This window comes from Bacteroides sp. AF39-16AC (genome assembly GCF_003602735.1).
Taxonomy (GTDB): Bacteria; Bacteroidota; Bacteroidia; order Bacteroidales; family Bacteroidaceae; genus Bacteroides; species Bacteroides uniformis.
On the sequence record NZ_QTLN01000002.1, the window covers coordinates 186,538 to 202,893 of the forward strand.

The window sequence follows — 16,356 nt, forward strand, 5'->3', positions numbered from 1 at the left end:
ACTCATTCTCAATTAGTTAAAGTATTTTTCGATTTTCTTAATCATCATGTTCAGGCAGAATACCACTACATGGTCACCCGGCTGTATCAGGGTGTTACCCATAACCACAACGCCTTCCCCCTGGCGGATAAGTCCGCCGATGGTGGCTCCTTTCGGGAGGCCGAGGTCTTTTACCGGATGTCTGGTAATCTTCGAGCCGGCCTTAACGGTAAATTCCGCTACATCGGCATTGGCAAAGGTCAGGCATTTCACGTTGCTGACGTCCGCATCCAGCATCATCTGGTAAATGTGGCTGGCAGCAATCATCTTTTTGTTGATGACGGTGCCGATGTCAAGGCTTTCGGCCATGCCTATGTAGTCGATGTTCTCCACTTCCGCTACGGTTTTGCTGACTCCCATGCGTTTGGCGGCAAGGCAGGCCAGAATATTGGTTTCCGAGTTGCCGGTCAAGGCAACGAAGGCTTCCGTATTCTTCAGCCCCTCTTCCACAAGTAAGTCCATATCCCGCCCGTCGCCGTTGATAATCATGGTGCGGTCGTCAAGCAGCTCGGTCAGGCGGTTGCAGCGGTTCAGGTCGTTGTCCACGATTTTCACCTGCATGTAGTCCGGGACGTATTGGGCGGTGCGTACGGCAATCCGGCTTCCACCCATAATCATCACGTTGCGTACATCGGCATAATCTTCCTTGCCGGCTATCTTGCGGATGTAGGGGACGTATTTCCTTGTGGTGGTAAAGTATACGATGTCATGTAGCTTGATGGTATCGTCACCACGGGGAATCAGTGTCTCGCTTCCCCGTTTGATGGCTACCACGTGATAGGGCAGCTCCGGTCCGCCCAACTGGTGGAGGGGGATGTCCAGTATCTCGGCTTTTTCGCGCATCTTGGTGCCTATCAGTATCAAGGCTCCTCCGCAGAACTCCCACCATTGGCGTACCCAGCTCATGCGGATGGAGGACACGATTTCTTTGGCGGCAAGCATTTCCGGGTAGATGAGTGAATCGACGCCCAGCTTCTGGAAAAATTCCTTGTTTTTGGGCAGCAGGTATTCGTAGTTGTCAATACGGGCTACGGTCTTCTGTGCTCCCAGATTGTTTGCCAGCATGCATGCGGTCATGTTCCGGCTTTCATCGGGGGTGACGGCTATGAACAAGTCTGCCTCTCCCACTCCCACTTCTTTCAAGCCTTTTATGGAGGTAGGGGAGGCCGTAGCCGTCATCAAGTCAAAGTTGGAGTTCAGTGTGCTCAACTTGTCTTCGTTGTCGTCCATCAGAATGATGTCCTGCTTCTCGCGGGACAGCAATTTGGCCAAGTGTGTGCCTACTGCGCCGGCACCTGCAATAATTATTTTCACTTTCTTTATGGAAATGAAGAATGAGGAATGAAGAATGAAGAATTTGCCATGCGGCGTGCTTGCATCGCGTAGCTGAATTCTTCATTCCTCATTCCTCATTCTTAATTAATAATGTATAAATTCCTTCTTCGTCCATTTCGCAAAGATGATACAACTCTTGTATGGTGCCGTGTTCTATGAAGGCATCGGGTACACCGATACGCTTGATATGGGGAATATAGTCATTGTCTGCCATGAACTCCAGTACGGCACTGCCCATTCCTCCTTTTTTGACACCGTCTTCTATAGTGACAACATGCTGGAAGTTGAGTCCTACCTCGTGCAGTAGCGCTTCGTCGAGCGGCTTGAGAAAACGCAGGTCGTAGTGGGCTATGGAGATTCCTTTGTCCTTCTCCGCACGCTCTATGGCACGTGCGGCTACGTTGCCTATGGGACCGAGGCTGATGACTGCCAGGTCTTTGCCTTCTTTCAGTTTACGCCCTTTGCCTACGGGGATTTCTTCCAGCGGACATTTCCAATCCAGCAATACGCCGCGTCCGCGGGGATAGCGGATGACGAACGGACCTTGGTCCGGTAACTGTGCCGTGTACATCAGACGGCGCAATTCATGTTCGTCCATCGGTGAAGATATGGTCAGGTTGGGAATCGGACGGAAATAGGCCAGGTCGAAAACTCCGTGGTGTGTCGGTCCGTCTTCTCCTACCAGTCCGGCGCGGTCCAGGCAAAGTACGACGGGGAGGCGGAGCAGGGCGATGTCATGGATGACATTATCGTATGCCCGCTGCATGAAGGAGGAGTAGATGTTGCAGAAAGGCTGCATTCCTTCTTTAGCCATACCGCCCGAGAAAGTGGCTGCATGCCCTTCGGCAATACCCACATCGAAGGCACGGTCGGGCATGGTGTCCATCAGCTTGTTCATGGAGCAGCCGGTGGGCATGGCGGGGGTTACTCCGACGATTTTCGGATTTTCCTTTGCCAGTTCTACCAGCGTTTCCCCAAACACGTCCTGGAAAAGCGGAGGCAAATTGCTGGTGTCCGCCTTGAGGCGTTCTCCGGTTTCCGGATCGAACTTGCCCGGTGCATGCCAGATATCGGGATTCTTCTCAGCAGGTTCGAATCCTTTTCCTTTTACAGTGTGCAGATGCAGTATTTTCGGTCCCTGCATATCTTTGATGTCCCGTAGGACACGGGCTATGTTTTTCACATCGTGTCCGTTGATAGGGCCGAAGTAGCGGATGTTCATCCCTTCAAAGATATTCTGCTGTTGGGCGGCCATTGATTTCAGACTGTTGGCGAAGCGAATCAGCGCTTTGCGGCGGTCCTCGTTCAAAAGTCCCATTTTGAACAGCAGTCTGGATGTCTTGAAGCGCAGCTGGTTATAGCGGTTGCTGGTAGTCAGGTTGAAAAGGTACTGCTTCATGCCGCCTACACTTCTGTCTATCGACATATCATTGTCGTTGAGAATGATAAGAAGGTTGTTAGGGGTAGACGAAGCGTTGTTCAGTCCTTCGAAAGCTAGGCCGCCGCTCATGCTTCCGTCGCCGATGATGGCCACTACATGGCGGTCCTTTTCGCCTTTTTCGGCAGCGGCAACAGCCATGCCAAGGGCGGCGGAGATTGAATTTGACGCATGTCCGCAGGTGAATGTGTCATAATCGCTTTCCTCTGGTGAGGGAAAAGGACGAACTCCCTTGAATTTACGGTTGGTGGAGAATGCTTCACGGCGTCCGGTCAGTATCTTGTGCCCGTACGCCTGATGGCCTACATCCCAGACTATGCGGTCGTACGGAGTATTGAATACATAGTGCAAGGCAACGGTCAGCTCTACCGTGCCCAGGCTGGCAGCGAAATGTCCGGGGTTACACGAAACCTCCTTTATAATGTCTTGCCTCAATTCTTTACAGACTTCAGGAAGCTCTTCTACGCTGAGTTGGCGTAAATCCTCGGGAAATGTAATGGTGTTAAGCAAGTTATATGTTGTTGGTTCTGTTCTCATTTCTAATCTGAAGATTACAAAATGCAAAAATAGCAAAAGAAAACGGATGGCGGGAAGTTTTAGAAGGAAAAAAAGCCTCTTTTGTTCACTTCTGTTTTTGCTTTCTCTTTGCATACGCCACATTTCTCGTTCAGCCTGCCTATGGTTAAGGGAAAAGATGCCTGATAGTAAATCGTTCCTCCATGGAGAAAATATTGTTCCATCCTGGGGGAAAAATCGTTCCACCATGGTGGAACGATTTTTTCTCCATATAGGAATGATTTGGTGTTAGTAGACAAGGATATTAATCCTTCCAAAGATTGACTTTTATTCTCGCACGTGACCGTCTGTGATAAGAGCTGCTCTACACTTGATGTTTGTTGAAAAATGCAATTTTATAAATTATTTATTGCAACTTTTTAGAAGCTTTGGTTGTTGTTGATATAATATTATGTATATTGCGAAGTGGAATATGTCCTGTTTATCAATATGTTATACAATTCTGAATTGTATGTGATGGTATTCTTGGTTGTAATATGTGTCGGAATGGGGTGTAATCACGAATTGTTAAATGAATAAACAATGAATGATATGAAGAAAAAGCTTGACTTTAAAGTTTTGGCTATTATGGGCGTAGTGGTTTTTTCCGCTTGCGGTTCTGATAGCGATCTGTTCAACCCGGAAAAGGCGGCAGCTAAGAAAGAGGCACAGTATGCATCGGCTTTTGTGCAGAGGTATGGAGAAATTGCAGTTGATCAGGATTGGGGATTTGGGGTAACACCGACAACGCGTGTTGCTAACACTAATAGCAATCAATGGAAAGATTTTACGGAAGTACCGGGGAGTGTTACGGCTACAGAAAAAGAAGTGGTTACGGAATGGTTTAAAACATATCGGAATCCACAATCCATTGGGGGGGATTGGACCGACTTTTTTGTTCAACATGTAAGTGGCTCACACTCTAATATGGATTTTTTGGTTGCGGCATCAGATGACCATATCAATAATTTTAATGCTACTGAGGGGGCTATAATGCTAATGCAGAATAGTGGAACGTCTTCTTTTGGCTATAGGGCTTCTCTGGATGGTAAAATGCACTATAATTATACTATACAATATATTGAGGGTGCTTATTATGTGGGATTTGACTTTGAAGCTACCGGACAGAACCCAAATCAACAAGTGGCTGCAGATGGATATTATAGTGATTGGATTGTGAAGATCTCTCCGGCCGTATATACGAATGCGTACAGAATCATAGCAGAAGACCTTGGAGACAGTGATGATTTTGACTTCAACGATGTCGTGTTTGATGTAGCGACCAATGGAGGAGCAACTATCATTACCCTGCAGGCTGCGGGTGGTACTTTGCCTTTGTATATTGAGGTAGGCGGTGATAGCCGTGAAGTTCATGGACTCTTTGGCGTTTCTAATACTACAATGGTAAATACAGGTGCTGGGGCAACTAAGGCTCCGGTGATGTACAGAGTTGACGGTACCGGTGCCGTAAATATCAAAGTGGAAGGTCAAAATGCTGAAGTATATACACTGAAAGCGGAGATAGGCAAAGCGCCGCAGAAGATACGTGTAGAGACAAGATATGAATGGACTGCTGAACGTCAGGATATTAATGATAAATATCCAGGTTTTGCAGATTGGGTGGCTGATCCTACGGCTAATTGGTATTAATAGAATATATAGTATTTTTATTTAAGGCAGATGATATAATGAAAGGTTATATCATCTGCCTTTTTATGTTTCGACCGTTATATATTGAAATTTACTATCTTTGTGGCGTAGCAAGCAGTTGGTACATCATTTTTTTCGAGAAAGTGAATGGTTTATTTATTCCGAGCTTATGAATCTTTATACGCCTGTAGAAGTAGTTTCCAGTATGCCCCTTCTTTCGCAAGAGAATAATCTGTTGCTGATGGGTTCTTGTTTTGCGTCCGAGATGGGGCAAAGGCTGGCGGATGCCAAGTTCCGTTGTGACGTCAATCCTTATGGTGTGCTTTATAATCCGTTTTCCATTTCTGCGGCATTGCGTGAAATCATTGCGGGCAGATGCTACAATGAAAACGATATTTTCCTCTTTCATGAACTTTGGCACAGTGCCATGCATCATGGTAGCTTTTCCTCAGTCTCTGCAGAGGAAACATTGGCAGGCATTAACGGGCGTTTGAAAAGCGCCCATGAAAGGCTGGACCGGTTGGATTGTCTGCTGCTGACTTTCGGCTCTGCCTGGGTTTATGAAAATAAAAAGACGGGAACTGTAGTTGCCAACTGTCATAAGCAACCTGAGTCCTGCTTTACCCGCCGTATGCTTTCTGTCAGTGAAATAGTATCTGACTACACCTCTTTGCTTTCCGGCTTGCTGGCGCGGATTCCCCGGTTGAAAGTGTTGTTCACCGTCAGCCCCATCCGCCACGTGCGTGACGGAATGCATGCCAACCAGCTCAGTAAAGCTACCTTGCTGCTTGCCGTGAACCAGTTGCAAGCCACTTTCCCAGAACATGTTTTCTATTTTCCGGCTTATGAGTTGCTGCTCGACGAGCTTCGTGACTATCGCTTCTATGCAGAAGACATGGTGCATCCTTCCGAAACGGCCATTCGCTATGTCTGGGAACGGTTTACCCAGTCGTGCATCTCTGCCGATGCGTTACGGATTATGGAAGAAAGTGAAAATATCCGTAAGATGTTGTTGCATAAGCCATTTTATCCCGCTTCAGAAGAGTATAAGCGTTTTTTAGGACAAATTGTGTTAAAAATAGACCAACTTAACGGAAAATACCCGTACTTAGATTTCCAAAAAGAGAGAGAAATATGTCGTATTCGATTGAAAGCATAACCGAAAGTATTGGCGCACGGCGTATGGGAAACGCGCCGGCTACCATAGACTGGCTGCTCACTGACAGCCGTTCCCTGAATTTTCCTGAGGAAACATTATTCTTTGCCTTGACCACCAAGAGGAATGACGGTGCGCGCTATATTGCAGATTTATATGCCCGTGGAGTACGTAATTTTGTGCTTAGCGAAGAAAGCTTTAGATTAATGGACAATGGACAATTGACAATTGACAATGCTATGCAGCGTGATGATGCGCAGTCAATTGTCAATTATCTCATTGTTCCCAACCCGCTGAAAGCCTTGCAAAAACTGGCGGAACAGCATCGGAACCGGTTCCAGATACCGGTCATCGGTATTACGGGAAGCAACGGTAAGACTGTTGTGAAGGAATGGCTGCACCAGTTGCTCAGTCCGGAACGTGCCATTATCCGTTCTCCCCGCAGTTATAACTCCCAGATTGGAGTGCCTTTGTCTGTGTGGCAGATGAACGAACAGTCCGAACTTGCTATTTTTGAAGCCGGTATTTCCGAGCCGGGGGAAATGCGCGCTTTGCAGAACATCATCAAGCCTACCATAGGCATCCTGACCAATATAGGAGGGGCTCACCAGGAAAATTTCTTCTCGTTGCAGGAGAAATGCATGGAGAAGCTGACGCTTTTCAAGAATTGTGATGTAGTGATTTATAATGGTGACGATGAGTTCGTCAGCAACTGTGTGGCGAAGTCCATGCTGTCTGCACGTGAGATTGCGTGGAGCCGGAAAGATATGGAACGTCCTCTATATATAAGTAAAGTGGAGAAACGGGATGACTGTACTGTCATTTCCTATCGCTATCTGGATATGGACAATACGTTTACTCTACCGTTCATAGATGATGCTTCCATCGAGAATTCGCTGAACTGCCTGGCCGCATGCCTCTATCTGATGCTTCCTGCCGAACAGATTACAGAACGTATGGCAAGGCTGGAACCCATCGCCATGCGGCTGGAAGTCAAGGAGGGAAAAAACAACTGTCTGTTGATTAACGACAGTTATAATTCTGACCTTGGCTCATTGGATATTGCACTCGATTTTCTTTACCGCCGTTCGCAAAGTAAGGGATTGAGGCGGACTTTGGTTCTTTCGGATATATTGGAGACCGGTCAGAACACGCCGACACTTTACCGACAAGTGGCACAGCTGGTAAACAGCCGTGGCATTGAACGCATCATAGGTGTAGGAAATGAAATATCTTCCTGCGCTGCACGCTTTAATATAGAGAAGACCTTTTATCCGGATACAGCGGCCTTGATACGTGCCATTCAGCGTGGGGAACTTCGCCTTGAAAACGAAATAATTCTGATTAAGGGTGCACGTAAGTTCGGTTTTGACTCCTTGACGGAAGTATTGGAGAAGAAGGTGCACGAAACCATTCTGGAGGTTAATCTTGGAGCGATGATTGCCAATCTGAACTATTATCGTGGCAAGCTGAAGCCGGAAACAAAGATGGTCTGCATGGTGAAAGCCTCCGCTTACGGTGCAGGTTCTTACGAGATAGCCAAGACTTTGCAGGAACATCATGTCGATTATCTTGCCGTGGCGGTTGCCGACGAAGGCTCCGAACTCCGCAAAGCGGGCATCACTGCGAACATCATTATCATGAATCCTGAGATGACTGCTTTCAAGACCATGTTCGATTACAAGCTGGAGCCCGAAGTATATAGCTTCCATCTGCTGGACGCTTTGATTAAAGAAGCGGAAAAGGAAGGTATCACAAACTTCCCCATCCACATAAAGCTGGATACCGGTATGCACCGCCTGGGGTTTGCTCCGGAGGATATGCCCCGGCTGATAGAACGGCTGAAGGGACAGAATGCCGTGATTGCCCGTTCCGTCTTCTCGCATTTGGTAGGGAGCGATTCGCAACAATTCGACAGTTTTACACGCCGGCAGATAGAAATGTTCGAGAAAGCGTCCATGGAATTGCAGGAGGCTTTTCCGCATAAGATACTTCGCCATATCTGCAATTCCGCAGGTATCGAGCGTTTCCCGGGGGCGCAATTCGATATGGTGCGCCTGGGTATCGGCCTCTATGGTGTCAATCCCATAGACAATTCCATTATGAATAATGTGAGCACGTTGAAGACTACCATCCTCCAGATACGTGATGTTCCCGAAGAGGATACGGTGGGGTATAGCCGGAAAGGGCATCTCACCCGTCCGTCGCGTATAGCGGCTCTTCCCATCGGTTACGCCGACGGCCTGAACCGCCATCTTGGAAATGGACATGCCTATTGTCTTGTAAACGGCCAACGGGCAGCCTATGTAGGGAATATCTGCATGGATGTCTGTATGATTGACGTGACGGACATTGATTGCAAGGAGGGTGACAGTGTGGAAATTTTTGGTGACCATCTGCCTATAACCGTTCTTTCCGATGTACTCGAAACTATTCCTTATGAGGTGTTGACAAGCGTTTCTACGCGGGTAAAACGTATTTATTATCAAGACTGAAGATAGGGGGCAGGGATTAGGGATTAGGGATTGCGATAAAATTAATCCTTAATCCTTAATCCCTAATCCTTAATTTTCCTATCTTTGCACTATAATTAATCAGATATAACTATGACAAACTTACTTTTATTAGGCTTTCTGCCCAGCGGTTCCGAATGGATAATTATTGCATTGGTCATCTTACTGTTGTTTGGTGGTAAGAAAATTCCCGAATTGATGCGTGGTTTGGGCAAAGGAGTGAAGAGCTTCAAGGATGGCGTGAATGAAGCCAAAGAAGAGATAAACAAGGCTCAGGAAGATTTGGATAAACCGGCTGAAAAGAAATAAAGGAACAAGGGTATTTACTATTTGACAATTTACTATTTACTATTTGATACTCTGAGAAGTTCAGGAGTATGGGTAGGCTTGTTGCCTTTTCCACAGCGCAGCCCAAATAGTAAATTGTCAAATAGTAAATCCCCACAGCGCAGCCCAAATAGTAAATAGTAAATTGTCAAATAGTAAATCCCTTTATGTCAGAAAAAGAACTAACCTTTTGGGACCACTTGGACGAGTTGCGCCGAGTGTTGTTTCGTGTACTCGGTGTGTGGTTTGTATTGGCTATCGGTTATTTTATTGCCATGCCTTATCTGTTTGACAATGTGATATTGGCTCCTTGCCATAACGACTTCATTTTCTATGACTTGCTGCGCTGGATAGGGCAGAGACTGGACTTGCAGGATGAATTCTTTACCCAGGAGTTTCATGTGAAGCTCGTCAATATCAATCTTGCCGCACCGTTCTTTGTCCACATGTCTACCGCTTTCTGGATGTCGGTGGTAACGGCTGCTCCTTATATTTTCTATGAAATCTGGCGCTTTGTAAGCCCTGCACTCTATCCAAACGAGCGTAAAGGGGTGAGGAAAGCGCTGGGTATAGGTACGGTGATGTTCTTCATCGGTGTGTTGCTGGGGTATTTTATGGTCTATCCGCTGACATTGCGTTTCCTTTCCACTTATCAATTGAGCGCAGCCATCGAGAATCAAATTTCCCTGAACTCGTACATCGACAATTTCATGATGTTGGTGCTTTGCATGGGACTGGCATTCGAACTGCCGCTGGTGACATGGCTGCTTTCCCTGCTGGGACTGGTGCACAAGACCTTTTTGCGGAAATACCGCCGTCATGCTGTTGTCATCATTGTTATTGCCTCGGCCATCATTACTCCGACCGGTGACCCGTTTACCTTGACAGTAGTGGCGGTGCCGCTTTATCTGCTCTATGAGTTGAGTATCCTGATGATAAAGGATAAAAAGACTGATGATGAAGCGGAAGAAGTGGAGACAGAGGAATGATGGATTGTGAAGTAAAGGAATATTTTAGTATATTGCTGGAAGCCTGCCACGTTGAGGAAATCTCCTTGGACGTGGCCTATCGGCAATTGCGCGAGTTGCTGGAGCGTTTGTGCCGTACACAGATGTCCGACGGCAGCTTGCAGATGACAGACCTTTCTGCACGTATCAGTTTCGTGGCTTCGAAGGTCGGACTTTCCACCGTGGAACAGAACCGTCTGCATACCTTCCGGCTGACCTCCAATGCTATTCTGAACCGCCAGGCGGAACCGCAACGTGAACAGTTGTTGCGTGATGCCAAGACACTGGCATTCTTTGTCAAGCGCTTGACGGGGGAGGAGATACCTGCCGAACTTTATCGCCTGCTACCCCGTGCGGATGCCACCTATATAGTGGCACCGCCTGTCAAAGAGCGGATAAAGCGCATGCGCGTCTGTTTTCAGTATGCCGATGATACTTATTTATATGTACTGCCCGTAGACACTGTGGCCGATGAGCCGTTGCGTGTCCGTTATAATGTACCTCAGATTAATGAAGAGTTTGCAGAAACCTGCCGGATTCTGTGGCGGCATGCCCAGGTCAATCTGCTGGATGTTACGGTGGACGAAGTCGGTATACTCACCCCTTCCTTTATTATACTTGAGCCCGATTACTTGATAGACATCAGTTCGCTTGCCGAATGCTTCAAGGATTACGGGCATCATCCTGCCAACTATATTCTGGCACGGCTCCAGTCGCCAGACAATACCCGTCCGTTACTGTTGGGTAATATTGCCAACCTCTTTCTGGACGAATGGATTCATGCCAAGGAGGCACCCGATTATTTGGCATGCATGAAGAAGGCCTTCCGTTCTTATCCCATCGAGCTGGCAGCATGTGCCGACCTGCGCGACCGGGAGAAGGAAGCCGAATTCTTTTCCGATTGCAAGCGCCATTTCGACAATATCCACCGGACGGTGACAGAAACATTCCGTGCATCCGGCTATGAACTCGATAGGACTGATGCCGTGCTGGAACCCTCTTACATCTGTGAAGCATTGGGTTTGCAAGGGCGTCTGGACTACATGCAGCGGGATATGACCTCGTTCATTGAAATGAAGTCCGGTAAGGCGGACGAGTATTCCATCCGTGGTAAGGTGGAGCCTAAAGAAAACAATAAGGTACAGATGTTGCTCTATCAGGCTGTGTTGGAGTATTCTATGGGAATGGACCATCGACGTGTAAAGGCCTACCTGCTCTATACCCGTTATCCGTTGCTTTATCCGGCACGTCCTTCGTGGGCAATGGTGCGCCGTGTGATGGATGTGCGTAACCGGATTGTAGCCAATGAATATGGCATCCAGTTACGGAATAGCCCACAGTATACGGCAGAGCGCTTGAAAGACATCCATCCGGATACCTTGAATGAGCGCGGTTTGGACAATACCTTGTGGAAACGCTTCCTTTGCCCCTCCATCGATGCCGTAGCGCAACGCATCCGTTCGCTTTCGTCGTTGGAACAAAGCTATTTTTATACGCTCTATAACTTTATAACCAAGGAACTCTATACCTCCAAATCTGGAGATGTGGATTATGAAGGACGTACCGGTGCTGCCGCCCTCTGGCTTTCCACACTGGCTGAGAAATGTGAGGCAGGTGAAATTCTGTACGATTTGGCTATTTGCGAGAATCATGCGGCAGATACGCATAAACCGTATTTGTCCCTCAGAACGAAGCAAATGGTTGCTTCCCGGCAGGAGCGGGTTCTGCCCAATTTCCGCCAGGGTGATGCGGTGGTTCTTTACGAACGGAATACGGATACCGATAACGTTACCAACAAGATGGTGTTTAAAGGTAATATAGAGTGCATATCCGATGACGAGGTTTGTATCCGTCTTCGTGCCACCCAGCAGAATGCGGGTGTATTGCCTGTTGCTAGCCTCTATGCCATAGAGCACGACTATATGGACACCTCCTTTCGTAGCATGTATCTGGGACTTTCCGCTTTCCTTTCTGCCACCCAAAGACGGCGTGACTTGTTGTTGGGGCAGCGCTCTCCCGAATTCGATACTTCTTTGGATGCCGCTATTGCGACCGCTCCGGATGATTTTTCGCGGATTATTCTGAAAGCGCAGGCTGCTCGCGACTATTTCCTTTTAATAGGTCCGCCGGGTACTGGCAAGACCTCTCGCGCGCTGCGGGGCATGGTAGAAGCCTTTTACCGGGAGGGGAAACAGATTCTACTGCTTTCGTATACCAATCGTGCTGTAGATGAAATCAGTAAGGCGCTGGCTTCCATTGAGCCTGAAATAGACTTTATCCGTTTAGGCAGTGAGTTGTCTTGCGATGACTCATTCCGCCCGTATCTGATTGAGAATGTGTTGGAACCTTGTGCCACTCGGCGGCAGGTGCAGGAGCGCATTGCCCGTTGCCGTGTTTTTGTCGGTACGGTTGCCACGCTTTCTTCCAAGACCGAACTTTTCCGGTTGAAGACTTTTGATGTAGCGATTGTGGATGAGGCTACCCAAATTTTGGAACCACAACTGCTGGGGTTACTCTGTACCCGCAATCCCGCAGGCGCGGATGCCATCGGTAAATTTATTTTGATAGGTGACCATAAGCAGCTACCCGCAGTGGTCTTGCAGTCGTCCGAGCAGTCGGAAGTGTGTGACGAAGCTTTGCAGGCCATCGGATTGTATAATTTGAAAGATTCCCTTTTCGAACGCCTTTATAGGAATCTCTCCAAGGAAAGTGCCAATCGCCAGGCATCAACCTCTCATTCTTCATCTTTTATCCCTCATCCCTCCTACGACATGCTCTGCCGTCAGGGTCGTATGAATATCGAGGTAGCTTTGTTTCCTAACCGGGCTTTTTACGGTGGTCTGTTGGAACCGGTTGGTCTGCCGCACCAGCAGGGAGAGCTGACTCTTGCTCCTGAGCTGTGTGATTGTGAGTTTGCCGGCTTGCTGACTCGTCGTGTCGCTTTTCTGCCTGCCGCAGTCGAACCGCCGGCACAGTCGGCCAAGATGAACCATTCGGAGGCGCGGATTGTGGCACGGTTGGCAGCGGCTATCTATCGGCAGTATGCAGCTGTTTCCGGTTTCAACCCGGCTGTCACTTTAGGTGTCATCACTCCTTATCGCAGTCAGATAGCCTTGATTAAGAAAGAGATTGCTGCTTTGGGTATTGCTCCTTTGGAGGATATATTGGTAGACACCGTGGAACGCTTCCAAGGTAGCGAACGGGATGTTATTATCTACTCTTTCTGTGTGAACCGGGCTTATCAGTTGAAGTTTCTGGCAAATATGACAGAGGAAAACGGTACTCGGATTGACCGGAAATTGAATGTTGCCCTTACTCGTGCCCGCAGGCAGATGTTTATGACAGGAGTGCCGCAACTATTGAAACTTAATCCTATTTATGCCGAGCTCTTGTCTGTAGTTTGCCATTCGTAACCGTCTTATTTAGTAAATCTTAAATATTTTCTGCTTCTTTATAGAGTTTATTAATAACGCTGTGTGAGATAAACCATTATCTTTGCATCACGTTTTTTTCATAGAGATTTAGATTTAAGGTTAGAAGAATTGTGGAAGTCGTGAGACTTCCCTTTTTTTCATCTTAAATTGTGTTCCATTTACAGTTTTTTGTTTTTGACTGTAATTGAACGAAGAAAAGCCATTTCGTGAGAAAAGGCTTTTTTTGTGCGGAGTTTGCAAGGCATGTAATGCAGTTTGCAAACTCCGCATGATTCTGAATATCTATATAGAGACTTCTGATTAGTCCACTATAATCGGTTTGTACTTCGGAACCAGTGCCTTCATGATGCACCAGCCTATCAGGTAGGACACTGCACATACACAGAAGATGATGAAATATCCGGCAGGCTTGCCCTGGAATCCAAGAAATACCATTTGTGTCTTGTCGGCATAGTCGAACAGCAAACCGGAACTCATGTTGATAAGGAATGAGCTGATACCGCCCGCCATACCTCCGATTCCCACAATGGTGGCAATGGTGCTCTTGGGAAACATATCACCTACCACAGAATAGATGTTGGCCGACCAGGACTGATGGGCAGCGCCTGCAATACCTATGATGATAATCGGGAACCAATAGGCTTGTTCGCCAAATACTTCCTTGTTGCCCAATGGCTGTGCAAACAATGCCAATAGCGGGAACAGTGCAAAGATGAACATGGCCTGCATGCGTGCGGCGTAGGGGTTCTTACCGGTTTTGTTGATAATGATGGTGGGCAATTTCCCGCCATAGACGGACAACATCGTGATGGCATAGAGCACAAAGATAAGCATCTGTGCCGTGGGAGTATCTGAGGAGAATCCGTAAACGTCCGAAATGTATGCGGGTGCCCAGAAGAGGAAGAACCACCATACACCGTCAGTCATGAATTTGCCGAAAAATACAGCCCAGGTTTGCGGATATTTGAAACATTGCAGGAAAGAAATGCTCTTTTCATCCTTGGTTGTCGGAGTAGTCGCCTTTTTATCCTCCTCATTGTCTTTGTCTTGTTCTATATATGCCAGCTCAGCTGCGTTTACGTGTGGATTTTCATCAGGTTTCTTGTACATGAATATCCACAGTCCCATCCAGATGAAACCCAATCCGCCGATAACGATAAAAGCCATTTCCCAGCCGTTACCCACGCCCATGCGTTGGAAGTAGCGGGCCAGGGTAGGGATACACAATGGGGCTATCAGTGCTCCGATGGTAGAGCCGGCATTGAATATGGAAGTGGAGAAGGCACGGTCTTTCTTTGGAAAATATTCGGCAGTCACCTTGATGGCGGCAGGAAAGTTTCCTGCTTCACCGATGCCCAGTATGATACGGGCGGCAATGAAGTAGTAAACGCTGGTGATGGCTATGGTAGAGGCCAATGCACCGGTAGCGCTAATCATGTTGGCGGCATTTTCAATGCCGAGGGTCATTTCTGTGGCAAGTCCGCAGAGGGCGTGCATACAAGCGCCGATAGACCATACGGCAATGGCCCATAAATACCCTTTTTTCGTTCCCATCCAGTCGATGAAACGTCCGGCAAACAGATTGCCTAAGGCATAGACAATGGAAAAGATAGCTGTGATGTAGCCGTAGTGTGTATCGGTCCAGTGGAATTCGGGGGAGATGAAATCTTTCCAGGTCAATGAAAGAACCTGGCGGTCGAGGTAGTTGACGGTTGTCGCGAAGAATAGCATGGCGCAGATAATCCAACGGTAATTGGTCATCCGCCCTGCGGTGTTTTGAAATGTACTCATGATAATAGATTTATATTTTGATGCAAATGTAGGGGTTTGTGTGTTGTTCGAGGTGTAATATTGAGTAAAAAGGATGTAGAAAATGACAAAAATAGGCATGGATTATTTAAGTCCATGCCTATCGGACGTTGCAGGGCAACTTTATTTCATATCGATGTATTTGATTTCGTCTTTGTCGCTGTATTTCAGGTTTTCACCGCCCATACCCCAGATGAAAGTATAGTTGCTGGTTCCGGCAGCAGCGTGGATGGACCATTCGGGAGAAGTGATGGCTTGTTCGTTGTGCAGCCATATCAAACGTTCTTCCTGCGGTTCGCCCATCAGGTGACAGATAGCGTTGCCGGGTTTCAGGTTGAAGTAGTAGTAAGCTTCCATGCGGCGAGTGTGCGTGTGGGCAGGCATGGTATTCCATACAGAGCCGGGAGCCAGTTCCGTGAGTCCCATCTGCAACTGGTTGGTACCGCCGTCTTTCACTCTTTCCAGTACATCTTTCACAATCAGCTGGTTTACGATACGGTCGTTGCTGTCTTCCATTTTTCCATAATGGTCGGAGATGCCCAGTGCATATTTCTTGGGGTTGGCTTTCTGAAGCTTGGCATCGGTGGTAATCAGCTGAGTAACATAGGGCTTGTAGGCCGGAGCCGAGTTGATGTAGAACTTGGCGGGATTGGTTGCGTCGTTGCTCTTGAAAGTTACTTCCTTATTTCCGCAGCCTACGTAAAGGGCTTCCTTATACTTCATGGGGTATTCCTTACCGTCTACAGTAACCACTCCGTCACCGCCGGTATTGATGACACCCAGTTCGCGGCGTTCGAGGAAGTAAGTGATTTCCGGACCCAGTTCACGGAACACTTCCAACTTCAATGTCTTGTTCACCGGCATGGCGCCACCGTAAATCAATCGGTCGTAGAGGGTGTAGGTTACGTTGATTTCATCCGGAGCCATGACTTTGTCCATCATGAATCTGCTGCGTAGAAGTTCCGTGTCATAATGCTTCACGTCCTGCGGATGGCAGGCGGTCTGCACTTTGTAATTCACTTGGGCATTGGCTGCCATGGCAACTGCTCCCATCATAAATGCAAGTACTAACTTTTTCATAATTTGTTACTAT

General features: G+C 47.6%; 10 protein-coding genes. 6 read left to right on the plus strand and 4 right to left on the minus strand.

Annotated elements, in window-relative coordinates; genetic code table 11:
- Nucleotides 1-12: 12 nt before the first annotated feature.
- The gene (gene trkA, locus DW039_RS02950) at nt 13-1,353 is read right to left on the minus strand and encodes a Trk system potassium transporter TrkA (protein WP_120381689.1); all 1,341 of its coding nucleotides are present in this window, start codon (nt 1,351-1,353) and stop codon (nt 13-15) included.
- An 88-nt stretch (nt 1,354-1,441) separates the two neighbouring features.
- Entirely contained in the window at nt 1,442-3,349 is a 1,908-nt protein-coding gene (dxs, locus tag DW039_RS02955; RefSeq protein ID WP_120381690.1) for a 1-deoxy-D-xylulose-5-phosphate synthase, read from the minus strand.
- A 570-nt stretch (nt 3,350-3,919) separates the two neighbouring features.
- On the opposite strand from dxs, the gene DW039_RS02960 reads away from it, so the two are divergent.
- The 6 genes from DW039_RS02960 (at nt 3,920) to DW039_RS02990 (ending at nt 13,433) form a co-directional block, all read left to right on the plus strand.
- Complete coding sequence (locus DW039_RS02960) at nt 3,920-5,017, plus strand: hypothetical protein (RefSeq protein WP_005835223.1); 1,098 nt, start codon at nt 3,920-3,922, stop codon at nt 5,015-5,017.
- A 169-nt stretch (nt 5,018-5,186) separates the two neighbouring features.
- Complete coding sequence (locus DW039_RS02970) at nt 5,187-6,176, plus strand: GSCFA domain-containing protein (protein ID WP_044468470.1); 990 nt, start codon at nt 5,187-5,189, stop codon at nt 6,174-6,176.
- Complete coding sequence (locus DW039_RS02975) at nt 6,152-8,668, plus strand: bifunctional UDP-N-acetylmuramoyl-tripeptide:D-alanyl-D-alanine ligase/alanine racemase (protein WP_005835226.1); 2,517 nt, start codon at nt 6,152-6,154, stop codon at nt 8,666-8,668. The genes DW039_RS02970 and DW039_RS02975 overlap by 25 nt, the downstream gene beginning before the upstream one ends.
- 111 nt (nt 8,669-8,779) lie before the next feature.
- Nucleotides 8,780-8,995 carry a twin-arginine translocase TatA/TatE family subunit gene (locus DW039_RS02980; RefSeq protein ID WP_005823939.1) on the plus strand — a complete coding sequence of 72 codons (216 nt, stop codon included), beginning with the start codon at nt 8,780-8,782 and terminating at the stop codon, nt 8,993-8,995.
- Between the two features lie 185 nt (nt 8,996-9,180).
- Nucleotides 9,181-10,002: a twin-arginine translocase subunit TatC gene (gene tatC / locus DW039_RS02985; protein WP_005835227.1), complete on the plus strand. Its 822-nt coding sequence runs from the start codon at nt 9,181-9,183 to the stop codon at nt 10,000-10,002.
- On the plus strand, nt 10,002-13,433 hold the full coding sequence (locus tag DW039_RS02990) for an AAA domain-containing protein (RefSeq protein ID WP_165853098.1): 3,432 nt from the start codon (nt 10,002-10,004) through the stop codon (nt 13,431-13,433). The genes tatC and DW039_RS02990 overlap by 1 nt, the downstream gene beginning before the upstream one ends.
- A gap of 321 nt (nt 13,434-13,754) precedes the next feature.
- Here DW039_RS02990 and DW039_RS02995 read toward each other — a convergent pair whose 3' ends face one another.
- Both DW039_RS02995 and kduI read right to left on the minus strand, forming a co-directional pair.
- Nucleotides 13,755-15,245, minus strand: coding sequence for an MFS transporter (locus DW039_RS02995; RefSeq protein ID WP_034523103.1), 1,491 nt, complete (start codon nt 15,243-15,245; stop codon nt 13,755-13,757).
- 141 nt (nt 15,246-15,386) lie between these two features.
- Nucleotides 15,387-16,343: a 5-dehydro-4-deoxy-D-glucuronate isomerase gene (gene kduI, locus DW039_RS03000; RefSeq protein WP_005835232.1), complete on the minus strand. Its 957-nt coding sequence runs from the start codon at nt 16,341-16,343 to the stop codon at nt 15,387-15,389.
- Nucleotides 16,344-16,356 lie beyond the last annotated feature (13 nt).